This window comes from Idiomarina aquatica, from assembly GCF_004362895.1.
Classification (GTDB): Bacteria; Pseudomonadota; Gammaproteobacteria; order Enterobacterales; family Alteromonadaceae; genus Idiomarina.
In genome coordinates this window covers 60317-75747 of the sequence record NZ_SNXI01000015.1, presented here as the reverse complement: position 1 = coordinate 75747, position 15431 = coordinate 60317, and the positions used below count along the sequence as shown (strand labels likewise).

The 15431-nt window shown below is 47.5% G+C and carries 18 protein-coding genes; 8 read left to right on the top strand and 10 right to left on the bottom strand.

Annotation, left to right across the window (positions count from 1 at the left end; translation table 11 throughout):
• Positions 1-136: 136 nt before the first annotated feature.
• From rpoH to ftsY, 4 genes are all read right to left on the bottom strand, one after another.
• Positions 137-997 carry an RNA polymerase sigma factor RpoH gene (rpoH, locus tag DEU29_RS10660; protein ID WP_133540340.1) on the bottom strand — a complete coding sequence of 287 codons (861 nt, stop codon included), beginning with the start codon at positions 995-997 and terminating at the stop codon, positions 137-139.
• A gap of 171 nt (positions 998-1168) precedes the next feature.
• Positions 1169-2158 (bottom strand): permease-like cell division protein FtsX, encoded by a 990-nt coding sequence (gene ftsX / locus DEU29_RS10655; protein WP_133540339.1) that lies wholly within the window; start codon positions 2156-2158, stop codon positions 1169-1171.
• On the bottom strand, positions 2155-2835 hold the full coding sequence (gene ftsE / locus DEU29_RS10650; protein WP_133540338.1) for a cell division ATP-binding protein FtsE: 681 nt from the start codon (positions 2833-2835) through the stop codon (positions 2155-2157). The genes ftsX and ftsE overlap by 4 nt, the downstream gene beginning before the upstream one ends.
• Before the next feature lie 13 nt (positions 2836-2848).
• On the bottom strand, positions 2849-4153 hold the full coding sequence (ftsY, locus tag DEU29_RS10645; RefSeq protein WP_133540337.1) for a signal recognition particle-docking protein FtsY: 1305 nt from the start codon (positions 4151-4153) through the stop codon (positions 2849-2851).
• Positions 4154-4260: 107 nt separating this feature from the next.
• Between ftsY and rsmD the strand changes: the two genes are divergently transcribed.
• Both rsmD and DEU29_RS10635 read left to right on the top strand, forming a co-directional pair.
• Complete coding sequence (rsmD, locus tag DEU29_RS10640) at positions 4261-4830, top strand: 16S rRNA (guanine(966)-N(2))-methyltransferase RsmD (protein ID WP_133540336.1); 570 nt, start codon at positions 4261-4263, stop codon at positions 4828-4830.
• Between the two features lies 1 nt (position 4831).
• Positions 4832-5140 carry a DUF1145 domain-containing protein gene (locus DEU29_RS10635; RefSeq protein WP_133540335.1) on the top strand — a complete coding sequence of 103 codons (309 nt, stop codon included), beginning with the start codon at positions 4832-4834 and terminating at the stop codon, positions 5138-5140.
• On the opposite strand, the gene DEU29_RS10630 is transcribed toward DEU29_RS10635, so the two are convergent.
• The 5 genes from DEU29_RS10630 to DEU29_RS10610 all read right to left on the bottom strand — a co-directional run bounded on the left by DEU29_RS10630 (position 5122) and on the right by DEU29_RS10610 (position 8753).
• Positions 5122-5727, bottom strand: coding sequence for a YjaG family protein (locus DEU29_RS10630; RefSeq protein ID WP_133540334.1), 606 nt, complete (start codon positions 5725-5727; stop codon positions 5122-5124). The genes DEU29_RS10635 and DEU29_RS10630 overlap by 19 nt on opposite strands.
• Before the next feature lie 9 nt (positions 5728-5736).
• Positions 5737-6159, bottom strand: a complete 423-nt coding sequence (locus DEU29_RS10625) for a VOC family protein (RefSeq protein ID WP_133540333.1) — start codon at positions 6157-6159, stop codon at positions 5737-5739.
• Positions 6160-6173: 14 nt separating this feature from the next.
• A complete protein-coding gene (locus DEU29_RS10620; RefSeq protein WP_133540332.1) occupies positions 6174-6407 on the bottom strand; it encodes a hypothetical protein in 234 nt (77 codons plus the stop codon).
• Between the two features lie 195 nt (positions 6408-6602).
• Entirely contained in the window at positions 6603-7775 is a 1173-nt protein-coding gene (locus tag DEU29_RS10615) for a cystathionine gamma-synthase (RefSeq protein ID WP_133540331.1), read from the bottom strand.
• 12 nt (positions 7776-7787) lie between these two features.
• Entirely contained in the window at positions 7788-8753 is a 966-nt protein-coding gene (locus DEU29_RS10610; RefSeq protein WP_133540330.1) for a PLP-dependent cysteine synthase family protein, read from the bottom strand.
• Between the two features lie 180 nt (positions 8754-8933).
• Between DEU29_RS10610 and ltaE the strand changes: the two genes are divergently transcribed.
• The 4 genes from ltaE to DEU29_RS10590 all read left to right on the top strand — a co-directional run bounded on the left by ltaE (position 8934) and on the right by DEU29_RS10590 (position 12043).
• Positions 8934-9908 (top strand): low-specificity L-threonine aldolase, encoded by a 975-nt coding sequence (ltaE, locus tag DEU29_RS10605; RefSeq protein WP_243734567.1) that lies wholly within the window; start codon positions 8934-8936, stop codon positions 9906-9908.
• A 75-nt stretch (positions 9909-9983) separates the two neighbouring features.
• Positions 9984-10478, top strand: coding sequence for an HvfA family oxazolone/thioamide-modified RiPP metallophore (locus DEU29_RS10600; protein WP_133540328.1), 495 nt, complete (start codon positions 9984-9986; stop codon positions 10476-10478).
• The gene (locus tag DEU29_RS10595) at positions 10468-11298 is read left to right on the top strand and encodes an HvfB family MNIO-type RiPP peptide maturase (RefSeq protein WP_279513247.1); all 831 of its coding nucleotides are present in this window, start codon (positions 10468-10470) and stop codon (positions 11296-11298) included. The genes DEU29_RS10600 and DEU29_RS10595 overlap by 11 nt, the downstream gene beginning before the upstream one ends.
• Positions 11282-12043, top strand: a complete 762-nt coding sequence (locus DEU29_RS10590; protein ID WP_133540327.1) for an HvfC family RiPP maturation protein — start codon at positions 11282-11284, stop codon at positions 12041-12043. Before DEU29_RS10595 ends, DEU29_RS10590 begins: the two co-directional genes overlap by 17 nt.
• Here the strand turns inward: DEU29_RS10590 and DEU29_RS10585 are convergent.
• The gene (locus DEU29_RS10585; RefSeq protein WP_133540326.1) at positions 12025-12711 is read right to left on the bottom strand and encodes an ATP-binding protein; all 687 of its coding nucleotides are present in this window, start codon (positions 12709-12711) and stop codon (positions 12025-12027) included. The two genes, DEU29_RS10590 and DEU29_RS10585, sit on opposite strands and share 19 nt — an antisense overlap.
• A 251-nt stretch (positions 12712-12962) precedes the next feature.
• Between DEU29_RS10585 and DEU29_RS10580 the strand changes: the two genes are divergently transcribed.
• Both DEU29_RS10580 and DEU29_RS10575 read left to right on the top strand, forming a co-directional pair.
• Positions 12963-13508, top strand: coding sequence for a TnsA endonuclease N-terminal domain-containing protein (locus DEU29_RS10580; protein WP_133540325.1), 546 nt, complete (start codon positions 12963-12965; stop codon positions 13506-13508).
• Complete coding sequence (locus DEU29_RS10575) at positions 13501-15426, top strand: Mu transposase C-terminal domain-containing protein (RefSeq protein ID WP_133540324.1); 1926 nt, start codon at positions 13501-13503, stop codon at positions 15424-15426. Before DEU29_RS10580 ends, DEU29_RS10575 begins: the two co-directional genes overlap by 8 nt.
• Positions 15427-15431 lie beyond the last annotated feature (5 nt).

Genomic DNA, 15431 nt, shown 5'->3' with positions numbered 1-15431 from the left:
GCCCTTGCCATTCGGATTATCTTCCCCTCAGTCAGGGTGATCCAGGCTTCTTACAACCTGGCGGGTTTGCCAGCTTCGCTGGGCAAACAAAAAAGGCGTTGCATGCGCAACGCCTTTTTCGGAAGTCCCGACAGCGTTACGCCATCGCTGTACGTAGTTTCTTCATGGCATTTTGCTCTAACTGGCGAACACGCTCAGCAGATACTTGGTATTTTGCCGCCAAGTCATGCAATGTTGATTTGTTATCAGTTAACCACCGTGACTGCACGATATCCTGACTACGTTCGTCCAACTGACCCATTGCAGTTAATAGTTTTTGCTGGGTATGCGCTTCGTAGTCTTCGGCTTCAATTTCTTCAGCCAGATCCGAGCGTTTATCTTCGAGATACATTGCCGGAGAGTAATTATTACCCTCTTTACTGTCATCGTCATCGGAACTGAGTTCGAAGGCTTGGTCATGCGCACTCATGCGCGCTTCCATTTCCATAACCTCTTTGGTCGAAACACCCAGCTCTTCTGCAACCGTCTCAACTTCTTTCTGACTGAACCAGCCAAGACGTTTTTTCATCTTACGCAGGTTAAAGAACAACTTACGCTGAGCTTTGGTTGTAGCAACTTTCACCACACGCCAGTTTTTCAGCACATACTCGTGAATTTCGGCCTTTATCCAGTGCACTGCAAAGGATACAAGACGTACACCGACCTCTGGATTGAAGCGTTTAACCGCTTTCATCAGACCGATATTACCTTCCTGAATAAGGTCAGCTTGCGGTAGTCCATAGCCTGAGTAGCCCCGCGCGATGTGCACGACAAAGCGCAAGTGCGACATGATCAACTCACGCGCAGAGTCCAAATCGCCATCTTCATATAGATTAGTGGCGAGTTCCTTTTCTTTTTCCGCAGACAGCATTGGAATGCGGTTAACAGCCTGAATGTAACCGTCTAGACCGCCCCCTTGGGGAACAGACAACGCCATGGTTTGTAATTCAGTGCTCATCGACTACCTCTATGCTATAAAATGTCGGTATAAAGATTCGGTTTACAACCAATAACGGTGATTTTACCTACTCTCTATGACCCTTTTTTGACAGAAAAGTTCCTTTTTGGAGCGCACCTACACGGTGCCAGCCAAAAAATTAGTATATCTAAGATCTATACGATCGCAACCCTATTGCGGTTCAATACTTCTGATATGTCGACGCACTGCCAGGTACGAGCCCGCCAACCCCAGCACAATAGCAATTAACCACACAATCAGCATTTCATTAAAGTTCAGGCCCGCTAACTGGAACTGTGTTTCATAAAGTTCGGTCACACTTAGCACCGAGCCCTCGACCCACCAAATCAACACCGCAGTGGCCAACCAGGCTAAGATGCCGCCAATAAATCCATACCATAAACCGGTGTACAGAAACGGCCGTTGAATAAAGGCATTGGTTGCACCCACCAGCTTCATTACAACGATCTCCTCGCGTTGACTCAGAATATTCAGGCGAATGGTGTTACCGACGATCAAGACAACCGATAGACACAGCAAAATGCCCAAACCACCGAGGATATCTTCAGCGAGATTTAATAGCGCCTGCAAGCGTTCCAGCCATTGCACATCCAACTTACCAAAATCAACCTCGCGCGCGCGCTCTAACTCGGCCAGTAACTCCCTGGCTTTTTCTGGTGTGCGGAATGCGTCTGCAGGGATAACCAGCAATACATCAGGCAACGGATTAGATTCGAGGTAATCTAATGTCTCGCCAAAACCCGACTGTTGCCTAAAGTCAGCAAGTCCCTGTTCTTTGCTAATGAGCTCTACTGATTCAATTTTAGGATTAAGCGACCACTGCGTTTTTAACGTTTCTATCGCCTTGGTATCGATCTCTTTTCGTAAAAATAGCGACATTTGTGACGCTTGCTGCCAGTCACCGGAAACAGCCGACGTATTTTTTACCAGTACGTAGAGCGTTGATGGCAAGGTTAAGCTTAAACCTAATACCGCCATCGTTAACAATGATGCAAACGGGTTGCGCCAAAGTTCCCCCAGGCTGGCTACAGCCTGTTGCAGATGGTGCACTGGCCACATCAGTGCGCGTCTGTACCAGGCCAACTTCTGTCGCTTCGCTGCTCCCCCCGGTACATCACGATTACGGAAAAGTAGGCTCATACTGACGACTCCTCACTCAAGCCATCATTGATCAAACGCCCGTCTTTTAACGTCAGGGTTCGATACTTTAACCGCGCTATCAGGCCTAAATCGTGGGTAGCGATTAAGACTGCCACGCCCACTTTGTTGAAGGACTCGAATAGACGAATGATTTCCATCGATAATTTGGGATCGAGGTTACCTGTTGGCTCATCGGCAAGCAGTAACGGCGGTTTATTAACGATAGCCCGGGCAATCCCCACGCGTTGTTGTTCACCACCCGATAACATCTGTGGGTAGTGGCGATACTTGTCCGCCAAGCCGACTTTTTCCAGCGCAGCCAGCACCCGCTTACGTGCTTCCTGAACGCTGTAACCTTCTATAATCAAAGGTAACGCAACATTATCAAAGACACTTTTGTCCATCAGCAAGCGATGATCCTGAAAAATCATGCCGATATCACGCCGTACATAGGGGACTTGCGATGATTTGATTTTCCGCAAGTCGTTACCGTTGATCATTACCCGACCCGCAGTAGGCCGCTCCATGATGCTAATCAACTTTAATAACGTGCTTTTACCGGCCCCCGAATGACCTGTTAAAAAGGCCATTTCGCCTGGCTGAATATGAAAATCTACATGGCTGAGGGCTTGATGCCCGCCAGGATAGGTTTTACTGACTTGCTCAAAACGAATCATTCAGTCGCCGCTGTTAATTATTATTGGATTCTGCTTCTAGCTTACGGTCAAACAACGCGCCGATAAAGTCCTTCGCCACAAATGGCCGTAAATCGTCTAGCTGCTCGCCGACGCCAATGTAACGAATCGGAATTGCGAACTGGTCTGCAACCGCGAAGATAACCCCACCTTTTGCGGTACCATCCAGCTTGGTCATCACGATACCTGAAACGCCTACCGCGTCAGTGAATAACTTTGCCTGACTTATCGCATTTTGTCCGGTTCCTGCATCCAGCGTTAGCATCACTTCGTGCGGCGCATCCGGATCCACTTTTTTCATGACCCGAACAATTTTTTTCAACTCTTCCATCAGGTTAGCTTTGTTTTGCAAACGACCCGCAGTATCGGCAATTAATACATCGATATTTCTTGCCTTAGCCGCTTGCAAAGCATCAAATAAAACCGACGCACTATCTGAACCTGTTTGCTGTGCGATCACCGGTATATCGTTGCGCTCGCCCCATATCTCAAGCTGCTCTACGGCTGCTGCGCGGAACGTATCGCCAGCCGCGAGCATGACCGACTTGCCTTCGTTTTTAAACTGTTTCGCCAGTTTACCAATGGTTGTGGTTTTGCCCACACCATTAACACCGGTCATCAAAATAACATAGGGGCTGTCTGCTTCAGGTATTTCCAATGGTTTATCGACAGGCGCTAAAATATCAGCAAGCTGTTGTTGCAAAAGTTCATAAAGCGCTTCGGCATCATTCAACTGCTTGCGATTGGCCTGCTGGGTTAAGTTATCGATGATCTTGGTCGTTGTCGCAACACCTAAATCCGCCATCAACAATTGAGTTTCTAATTCCTCAAATAATTCGTCGTCGATTTTTTTGCCGCGAAAAATCCCAAAAAGACCGGAGCCAATGGAGCCTGAGGTCTTTTTTAGTCCTTGGGTTAAACGCTGCCAAAAGCCTTTCTTTTCAGCTTTTGGTTGTTCCGGCTTGGCATCTGGCTCAGGATTAGTTTCCGGGGTAGATTCTGGGGTAGGCTCTGGTTCAGGTTCTGGCTCAGGTGTTACCTCGGGCAGCGGTTTACCCGCAGCTGAGTCAGCAGTTACCGACGCGCAGTCGTCAACGGCTGATGGTGATGAGTACTTTTCAGCCTCTGGTTCTGATTCTGTTTCTGGCTCAGATTTTGGTTCATGTTCAGGCTCTGGCTCAGGTTCTGCTGACTCTACCTCGGCTTGACTAGCCTCAGTAGCGGTGTCCTCCACAACGGCATCATCAACAGGCGACTTTTTCTTCTTTTTAAAAATTGAGAACAACGAACCTTTTGCCATAATCGCTTTACCTTGCAACCTTATCTTGGAACTCAAACGCGGGAACGAGTAAACTATACGAAATCTATTTCCTAAGTTTACCATGCTCTGTTGTTTTTGAGGTCAATTTGCGCAAAAATCAAGGTCAACTCCGAATCATTGGCGGCCAATGGAAAAGTCGCAAACTTCCCATCCTTAACAGTGAGGGGCTGCGCCCGACTACCGATCGCGTGCGCGAAACACTGTTTAACTGGCTGCAATTTGATATTGCAGGGGCAGTAGCTATCGATTTATTTGCCGGTAGTGGTGGGCTTGGATTCGAAGCGGCGTCGCGTGGTGCTCGTCAGGTTGTCATGGTGGAAAAAGATCATCGTGTAGCCAACCAGTTACAGCAAAATGTCGCTTTGCTCGGCGCCGATAACATCACTGTTTTGACCACTGATGCGTTGCAATTAATGCAATCTCCATCGTCATTACCAAGCCAGTGGGACATCGTCTTTGTCGATCCTCCCTTTAATCTCGGTTTAGCAAGTCAATCGCTGGAACAGTTAAGCCAGTTGCCACAACTATCTCCCGAAACGCTGGTTTACCTGGAAACAGAAGCCACGTTGACACTACCTCAACTGGCTCAGTGGCATACACTTAAAGAAAAACGCCACGGCGCCGTGTGTTTTAGATTATTACAAAAGAAGGATTAGCATGAAAATCGCTATTATTATGGGTAAATGCGTATTTGCCGTCATCTGGCTGGCGTTATTTTCTGTGCTTGCAGGTTTTGCCGGAGAGGTGGGTCAACAAACCTTTGCGCTGGTTGCACTGCTGCTTGCGGTGATGATCATTATGCACCTATTACTGTTGGGCACATTTGTCGCCATTATGAAGCCACAAATGCTATGGAAAAAGGGCGATAGCTGGCAGATACTAGCGTTTGGCATTTTTGCCTGGTTGGCGATTTTTAAGCGCACCAACGAGCACGCTAACAACGCTGATCAATCGTCGTCTAATTGAAGACCAAGGTTAGATACACCTTCATCAAGCACCATCTGCCGCATTTGTTTGATCAATGCGGCATTAACTTGAGGCTGACTTTCTAAAAAGTCTACCATCGCCTGTTGCATGGCAATTTCGTATTGATATAGTTCGTGTTCCTCGACATGCTGCCTTAACTCATCCGGACTTACCTGCTCGGCGTCATTTAACTCGATAAACTTAACCACGCTCGCCTGAGAAACTTTCGCAACGTCCAACAGGTTACCCGCATTTTTATCCATCAAGCCTTGTAACAAAACACTGATAGCCGTGCACGCATCCATGGCCGGATAGACCCCCAACATGTCATGGCCGTGCTCACTGGGAGTCACCTCATCGACCTTCTCCTGCCAGCGGCTGAAGTTGACCTTAGTTTGCTTGGGGTTTGCTATGTAATCCCAACACGCATTAAGTGCTCCACGCAGCGGCTTAGCATCACCAAATTGGGTGATGTGACAGAAGAACTCGTAATTAGGCACCATTCGCTCGCAAAGGTAAAGCGCCAGCACCACGCTATGCGACCAGTTTAAATCGCGAATTCGCTGGAAAGTATTTAATTCGGCCAAGAGGGGTTCCTAGGTGGCAAAGATATCGTCGTCGCTGTTGAAGGTTTTAAATTCTAATGCGTTACCACAATAATCATAGAAGAACATGGTGCCCTGTTCACCAGGCTGCCCTTTAAAGCGGATGTATGGTTCAATTACAAACTCAATACCAGCAGCGGTGACCCGTTGGGCAAGTGCTTCCCAGTCATCACGTAATAAGACTACGCCAAAATGAGGTACCGGCACCGAATGCCCGTCCACGCCGTTATGATTTTTCATGCCGGCAACATCTTCAGCCACGTGCGTCACAAACTGGTGACCATAGAAGTTCCAGTCAATCCAGTGGTCACTGCTACGACCTTGCTGCAAGCCCAAAACCTCGCCATAAAAACGGCGTGCATTATCCAGTGATTTTACGGGGATAGCTAAATGGAAGGGACGTACTGCGTTCATACCGTCCTCTTTAATTAGTGACTAAGGTTTGTTGCGGAGGTTGAACGTGCAGTTGCAGTCTGCGCAGAGCGCTTCCACATTCTGACGCCAATCGCTGCCATCAACATAATCCAATTTAACGGCGGTACAAAACCCGCAGTTAATACGGCTAACAGATTCCAAAGTGGTTTTTGCTGATACTGCCCTACTAATCCGTAGAACAACAACGCAGCTACGAGTCCCTGTAGTACCAGTAGGCTCAATAGCATAATTTTTTCCTTCTTTCTGTGTCTGTTTGCTTTGTTATTTTCGTTATTCAACGTCAGCGTTTGCTGATGCAGTAAGACTACTTAATTATGACGAAACTGTAAAATTTTGTATAAATTTATGATTTTTAAAGAAAAAAGCCGACTTTCTAGCCGGCTTTTACGATTTTGAAGAATATTTTTAATCGCTGATTTCGATTAAAACGCGTTAAGCGCATGTTCCAGATCGGCCTTAAGATCATCAAGATCTTCGATACCGACAGAAATCCGCACAAAATTATCCAATATGCCAAGCTTCTCACGGTTTTCTTTCGGTACTGAGGCATGGGTCATTATTGCCGGATGTTCAATTAACGACTCAACGCCGCCCAGACTCTCCGCAAGCGCAAACACCTCTACTGATTCAAGGAACTTGCGCGCGGCTTCCAGATCACCCTTCAGCAAGATTGAAATCATACCGCCAAAACCATCCATTTGCTGTTTGGCCAGTTCATGCTGCGGGTGACTTTGTAATCCCGGGTAAATGACTTTCTCAACTTTTGGATGTTGCTCCAGCCATTCTGCCAATTCCAACGCTGCCTGATTGTGATGACGCATACGCAGGGCTAAGGTCTTTACACCGCGCAGAGCAAGATAAGAATCGAATGGGCCCGCAACCGCACCCACTGAGTTTTGTAAAAACAGCATGCGCTCAACCAGGTCTTCATTGTCACCCACCACGGCAATACCACCGACCATATCCGAGTGACCGTTTAAATATTTAGTCGCCGAGTGCATCACAATATCTGCACCCTGCTCAATCGGACGTTGATTAAACGGCGTCGCAAAGGTGTTATCAACCACCACAATGATGTCCGGATTTTGCTGTTTAGCAAGTTCTACAATGCCTTGTATATCGACCAGTTTCAGCATCGGGTTACTTGGGGTCTCAACCCAAATCATCCGGGTTTCCGGTTTGATGGCCTTAGCAACCTGTTCAAGATCCGCCAAATCAACATAACTAAACTGCAGACCTGCCGAGCGCCCGCGCACCTTATCAAACAGGCGGAAGCTACCGCCGTAAAGATCGTCCATCGCCACAATATGGTCACCACTATCCAGCAGTTCCAGAATCGTTGACGTTGCCGCCATGCCCGACGCAAAGGCTAGTCCCTGACTACCACTCTCCAAACTAGCAACTGCGCGTTCCCAGGCAAAGCGTGTCGGGTTGTGCGAGCGCGAATATTCAAACCCTTTGTGTTGTCCCGGGCTTTCCTGCGCATAGGTTGAGCTGGTAAAAATTGGTGGCATCACCGCACCCGTCACTGGCTCGGGGCTTTGCCCGCCATGAATGGCTTTGGTTGCGAACTTCATCGTTTTATCGTTTGCCATGTTCAACCTCGCTTACAGCAAATTATTTTCACGCATCCAGTCATCATTAAATAACTTGGATAGATAACGGTTACCAGTGTCACAAGCTAGTGTCACGACACGTTTCTTCTCGGTTTGCTCCTGACAGTAACGCAGTGCAGAAGCAATCAGCGTGCCACTCGAGGAGCCCACCATGACACCCTCTTTTTCGAGCACTTTTCGGGCCGTTTGCATGCCTTCTTTATCGCTAATCGCATACGCTTTATTAGCAATAGAGATATCACAGATTGTCGGTACAAAGTCTTCCCCTATGCCCTCAGCTAACCAGCTACCGGCTTCGACTTCTTCACCACGATTAACCAGGGGTTCCAGAATCGAGCCTGCCGGATCAGCCAGCACCATATCGACATCAGCCTTTTGCTCGCGCAGATAACGTCCAATACCAGTTAACGTGCCGCCAGAGCCAACACCGCAAACAAAGGCATCGATATCGCCATTCATTTGCTGCCAGATTTCCGGCCCGGTTGTTTTGTAATGTGCTTCGACGTTGGCATCATTTTCGAACTGGTTTACGTAGTACCAGCCGTTTTCTTCAGCCATACGCGCTGCCATGTCCTGATAATATTCCGGATGGCCTTTTTGCACGTCAGACCGCGTCTGTACCACTTCGGCGCCCATCGCGCGCAGATTGTTGACTTTCTCCTGGCTCATTTTGTCGGGCATCACAATTTTTAACGGATAACCTTTGCTGGCCGCTACCACCGCCAACCCAAGTCCGGTATTGCCAGCCGTCGCTTCGATGATGGTATCGCCGGCTTTTAATTTACCGTCGCGCTCAGCAGCGTTTATCATCTCCACCGCGATACGATCTTTTATCGAGCCACCCGGGTTTTGTAGCTCTAATTTTAAATACAACTCACACGGGCCGGTGTCTAAATTATTCACACGCACTAGTGGCGTGTTGCCAATCATTTCCAAAACGTTATCGAAAACTTTCATATGCGGTCGCTTTTTTATTGAGTGTCTGTTTGAATTGTGCTCATTATCCCTATACTTGGCTTGCATAACAACCACAGGCTTAGAATGCTTTGCTTGAGGTTATAACGAATAGACTAATGGAGAGACAGAGTGAAGCGCCTCGATTTACGCAGTGATACCGTAACCCAGCCGACATCCGCAATGCGGGAGGCTATGGCTAATGCCCCGGTTGGTGACGATGTCTATGGAGAAGATCCGTCTATCAATGCACTCGAACGACGGGTTGCTGAAATGCTGGGCAAAGAATCCGCATTACTCTGCGCCTCGGGAACACAAAGTAACTTATGTGGTTTGCTGGCACACTGCCGTAACGGCGAAGAATATATTGTTGGTCAGGAGTACCATACTTATCGTTATGAGGGCGGCGGAGCTGCCGTTGTCGGCGGTATCGTGCCACAACCACTGGAAGTACAGGCAACGGGGACGCTGGATCTAGACTTATTAGTTAGTCGCATCAAACCCGACGACCCGCACTTTCCAATCACGCGGTTATTGGCATTTGAGAATACCCATGCCGGTCAGGTCATCGACCAGGACTACTTGAATAAGGCGCGCCGCATCGCTGATCAACATGGCTTGTCGATGCACTTAGACGGCGCTCGCTTGGTTAACGCAGTGGTAGCGTCCGATCGTAGCTTTAGTGAACTTGCTGCGCCATTCGATAGTGTCTCAATCTGTTGTTCTAAAGGTCTTGGTGCACCAGTTGGGTCGCTACTGGTCGGATCGAACGCATTGATAGCAAAGGCAAGACGCTGGCGCAAAATGTTGGGCGGAGGTATGCGTCAGGCGGGCGTTATCGCAGCTGCTATTGACCATGCGCTGGATAATCACATTGAACGTATTAAGGTCGACCATGATAATGCTGCCTGGCTTGCGGCAGCTCTCGCGGAAATTGGCCAGGCTCACGACTTTTCGGTGCGGCCGGTGCAAACCAACATGGTTTATCTTGATTTGCCCTCTGCAGAAGTCGGCGCTTCATTACAACGCTATATGGCCGCAGAAAATATCATTGTGCCGGCCGGCAAGACGCTGCGATTAGTAACACATATGGATGTCGAACGCGCCGAACTAGAAAAATTCGTGACACATTTGCAAAAATTTTACGCAAACAATTAGGTCAAGCATGCTGCTATTTGCTAAGCTAATTGAGTGAATAGCCATTGTAGCTATTGCCAAAGAGGAATTAACAACATGAGTTACGCAAATAAAACCCTAATTGCATCTGTGGGCGCTGCTATGGCGCTGGGTGCATCCTTACCCGCAACCAGTGCGGAAAATCCTTTTGCTTCCACAGAGTTAACCTCCGGCTATGCGTTTACCGCACAGCAAGAGGGTAACTGTGGTGGTAATAAACAGTCAGACAAGGCCAAGGATAAGGCCAAAGAAAAGATGATGGAAGAAGGTAAGTGTGGCGAAGGCAAGTGCGGTGAAGCCATGATGTCCGACAAAGCAAAAGAAAAAATGGCGGAAAAAGCCAAAGAAGGAAAATGCGGCGAAGGTAAGTGCGGTGAAGCCATGATGGCTGACAAAGCAAAGGAAAAAATGGCGGAAAAAGCCAAAGAAGGAAAATGCGGCGAAGGCAAGTGCGGTGAAGCCATGATGGCTGACAAAGCAAAGGAAAAAATGTCAGATAAAGCCAAAGAAGCAAAAGAGAAGTCCAAAGAAGGCAAGTGCGGTGCCGCTTAACAGCGATACTGTTGGTTTAGGCTATCGTCGTTCGATGTATCAGGAGCTGATCCAGTGTGATCAGTTCCCCTTCGACTTTCTCGAGATTGCGCCCGAAAACTGGATGAACAGTGGACCGCGCTTACAACACCAATTAAGGGCGCTACGTGAGCGCGTGCCGTTCACTACGCATGGCCTATCGTTATCTATCGGCGGTTTCGCGCCGCTCGATCTTCCTTTTTTGAGGCGCCTGAAAGCCTTTCTGGATGATTACGACATAGAACTGTATTCCGAACACTTAAGCTACTGTTCGGACGAGGGGCATTTGTACGACCTTATGCCAATCCCGTTTACAGCCGATGCAATCGGACACGTGAGCGAGCGTATCCGCACCGTCAGCGACGTATTGGAACGCCCTTTGGTGATTGAAAATGTCTCTTTTTATGCGATGCCCGACGGAGATATGAACGAGCTTGAGTTTATTAATGCGGTATTGGCTGAAGCCGACTGTGATTTGTTGCTAGACGTAAACAATGTGTATGTTAACAGCATCAACCATCGCTATGACCCGGTTCAGTTTATTACTGGACTGCCCGCTGAACGGATACGCTATATGCATATTGCCGGACACTATCAGCAGCAAGCGGATTTAATTATAGATACCCATGGCGCCGATGTTATTGATCCGGTCTGGCAATTATTAAAGGCCAGTTATCAATACGCTGGATGTCATCCGACGTTGCTTGAGCGCGATTTTAATATTCCATCGCTTGATACGCTTAGCAACGAACTTGCAACTATTCGCAAGACGCAGGCAACGCAGCATGCCATCGTTTCGTAATATCCAGCAACAGTTTACTGCCGCGGTCAGAAACCCAAATGACCATAACACGCTTGGTATTGAACCACGACGGATGAGCGTGTACCAGGAACTGGTTTTTAATAATCTCATCAATTTTACCCGGTCCGCTTTTCCAGTCGCCTGCTCAATTATGAGTAGTGATTGGTGGCAGCATGCTGTGCGCCAGTTTTTAATTCACCACCGCAGCCAGTCCCCTTATTTTAATGAGATTGCCGCCGAGTTTTTGTCTTTTCTAAGAGAAAGTGACGCAGTTACCACCACCGAGCCCGACTTTCTGCTCGAACTGATGCATTACGAATGGGTAGAGTTGGCACTAGACAACATTCCACAAGATACCTTAGCGGTGCGACAACAGCTTAGCGATGACCTTGTTAATGGTAAACCGGTGTTATCCGACGCCGCCTGGCTGTTAAGTTACGAATACCCGGTGCATGAGATCAGTATTGAACGGCAGCCCACTTTGCAGGAAAAAAAGGATACACTGGTACTGGTTTATCGTAAGCCTGATCTGAGCATCGGCTTTCGTCTCATGACCCCGATATTTGGTCTGCTTTGGCAGCAATTACAGCAAAAAGACATTAGTTCAGGGCAGGATGCCATCGAGCAATTGGCCATGCAGCTTGGTATAAACGCTGATACCAGTTTCCATCACCACGCACAGCAAGCGCTACAGGAACTGTTCGAATGGGGCGCCATTTTGGGTGCTCATAACGAACGCACTTGATCAATTAGCTGATCCAATGCTCTATAGCCCATCGCTTCGGCTAAATGAGGTTTTTGCACCTTTTTCTGATTATCCAGATCGGCAATACTGCGTGCCAACCGCAATGTTCGGTGATACGCCCGGTGCGACAGTTTTAGTTTTTCAATCGCAGTGATAAGAAACTCGTGGTCAGCGTCAGTTAGCATACAATGAGACACAACTTCGCTTGCTTTTAGCTCGCTGTTAAGACATCCCTGGCGTCGATATTGCTGCTGCCTTGCTGCAATAACCCGTTGCTTCATTTGTTCGCTAGTCTCTCCCGTAACCTGAGTTCCATCTAACCGCAGGCTTGATGTTTCGCGGGGTACCGCCACCTGAATGTCGATACGATCTAACAATGGCCCCGATAGCTTGTTAAGATAATTTAGTATCTGGTCTGGTGTTGAACGGCAACTCCCGAGACTGCCATCGAACTGCCCGCATGGCGAAGGGTTTAGTGCACAAATCAGCTGGAAATTTGCCGGGAATTGCACTTGGTGAGCGGCGCGGCTGATGGTCACGTGTCCGCTTTCTAAGGGTTCACGCAACGAATCCAAAACGTGACGCGAGAACTCGGGTAATTCATCTAAGAACAAAATCGAGTGGTGCGCCAGGCTAATCTCGCCAGGTCTTGGTGGTGAGCCTGTCAATTCCCATAATAAATAGTCAAACTAAAACGGTATAATGCGGGCTATAGCCAAATATTCCCACAATAAATTGTATTGTAATTCCCACAATAGATGATAAATTGTTAAAAATTCCCATAATAAACGGTAAAAAGTTGCAACATCGCACGTCCGTACGCAAAATTCCGACGAATCGGCGCAGCAGTAGAGGATATTATTCATTCAGGGGCGTTGATTGTGTCGCACATGAGTCGACTGTTGAACGTGATTTCGTCATGCGTATGGAGTTTGATGAGCATGTCGAGAAAGTCGTTTCCCAGCCTATTGAACTTTCATACACCGATTTGAATGGTCGAACACAACGCTACACGCCTGACTACCTGGTTTATTTTAAAACCCCAGAAAGAAAGCCAATGCTCGTTGAAGTTAAAGAGCGTGAAGAACTCCTGTCAAATTTTCAAAAGCTTAAACCAAAATTCGCAGAAGCTTTCGCCGTTGCAAAACAGGAAGGCTGGATTTTCAAAATATACGATGAGCGCAGGATACACGGCGTTCTTTTGGATAACATCCGCAAGCTCAGAAATTACTCGGTTAGCTCGGTAACAGATGAGGCACAACACTTCCTGCTGGATAGTTTAAACAAAACCCAACTCCCTATTACGGTTAAGCAATTTCTGGAAAGCTTCACAAAAGACAGGGATGAGTATTTGCAAACGATTGGACGTATCTGGTGGTTAGCCCGGCATCATCTTGTGTATCTGGATTTATCCAGCCCCCTGAGTCAGAACACACAAATTGTTAAGGCAAAGAAGTATGTCTGACCAACATAAAGTATCTAAAGCCAAAACAAAGCTCACCAAGGGTCAGGTTATCCGGCTGGACAACGGGGATTACCTTCTGAAAGAGTTTTTAAGTAAAAGTGAAGTGCTATTAGTCAAGCTGGACGATAGCAAAACCATCGAAGTGGTAAAACTATCCGATATCATAACCGCCATCGTTCCAGCAGATACATCCGGGCAGGTTGTTCACGATGATATCTTAGCGATCCCTAAAAAAGATTTAAAAACAGCAAAAGAGCGGCTAAAAGCAATAGAACCCCTCCTCGAACTAGGCTCGGCATTCAAAGTACGTGACGCTAAAATACAGGCCGCCAAGGTGAGCGTTCATTACAATACGCTGCTCAGATGGCTAAAGTCTTACAACGCTACACAATCACTTGTCAGTCTGGCTCCCAGACGTCGAGGCTGGAATAGGGATAAAACCAGGGTTGATGAAGAAACAGACCAAATCATCAACCATTGCATCGATAACTTCTATTTGACGAAAGCCAGAATGACCCCAAAGGCGGTCTATCTTCGTGTAAAAGAAGCATGTGAAAATGCCAATTTGAAGCCACCTTCGCAGTCGACTGTATACAGACGAATAAGCCGTGTGCCGGAAGAGCGTCGATTACGCGCTCGAGGGCATACAGATATTGCTGATAACCGTTTCCTTGCCCGGGCCGGCAAGTTCCCCGGCGCAGATACAATACTTAGTGTCGTACAAATCGACCATACGCCGCTTGATATCATCATTGTCGATGATGAGCAACGCGAATCAATTAAGCGCGTTTGGTTGACAATGGCCATTGACGTGTATTCACGCATGGTAACCGGCTTTTATTTGTCATTAGATGCACCCAGCACACTGTCTGTTGCGATGTGCTTATCGCATTCGATTATTCCAAAAGAAAACTGGCTCAAGCATTTGAACCTAGACCTCGAATGGCTTGTTTGGGGGATTCCTAAAAAAGTCCATGTCGATAATGGTGCTGACTTCACATCGGACACACTGCGTCTTGGGTGTATGGAAAACAACATCAACCTCGAGTTTCGCCCGGTCGCTAAACCCAGATGGGGCGGTCACATCGAACGGTTGCTTGGTACCTTCCAGCAGAATCTAAAGGACTTGGATGGTAAGACATTCAATAATCCCAAAGCACGCGGCTCTTATGACTCAGAAAAAAATGCAATTTTTAACTTTGAAGCCTTAGAGCATTGGTTAATTAATGCAATCGTCGGGTACCACCATGAGAAGCACGATGTGTTGGGTGTTCCGCCTGCTACAAAATGGTCGATGGCGGTATATGGGGAACTTGATGATATACCGCATGGCTGGCCAGACCTTCCCAGCGATCCTTTGTCCATTGAATTAAGCTTTTTGCCTTACGAAAGACGCACAATACGGTCACAAGGTATCGTGTGGGATGGTCTGTATTATTTCTCAGATAATATAAGACACCTCATTGGCGCATATCATCCCGAGACGAAAAAACCTAAACAATTTATTATCAGGCGCGACCCCCGCAATATTAAGCGAATATGGGTCTATGACGATAAAGCCAAAATTTACCTGAAAGTACCATACGCTGACCCATCGATAAGCTTCAGAACCGTATGGGAACTCAGAGAAGCTAAAGCATATCTGAAGCAGCTCGGACAGACAGACTATAATCAGTCAATGCTATCCCGGGCGCTCAGCAACATGAAAAGGATTGAGGATGAGTCGCGAAAAGCAACAACCGATGCACGTAGAAAGGCTCAACGTGATAAAAATCATAAAAAATCAAAAACGCCCGCGGCTTTCGCAGCTATTGAGCCGGTAATTGACGAAAAAGACGCTACAAAATCTGAAACCAGGCCGACCCCACAGGATGAAGAGCTTTGGGATGAAGACATTGATGACTTCGATATAGAGTGACGCGA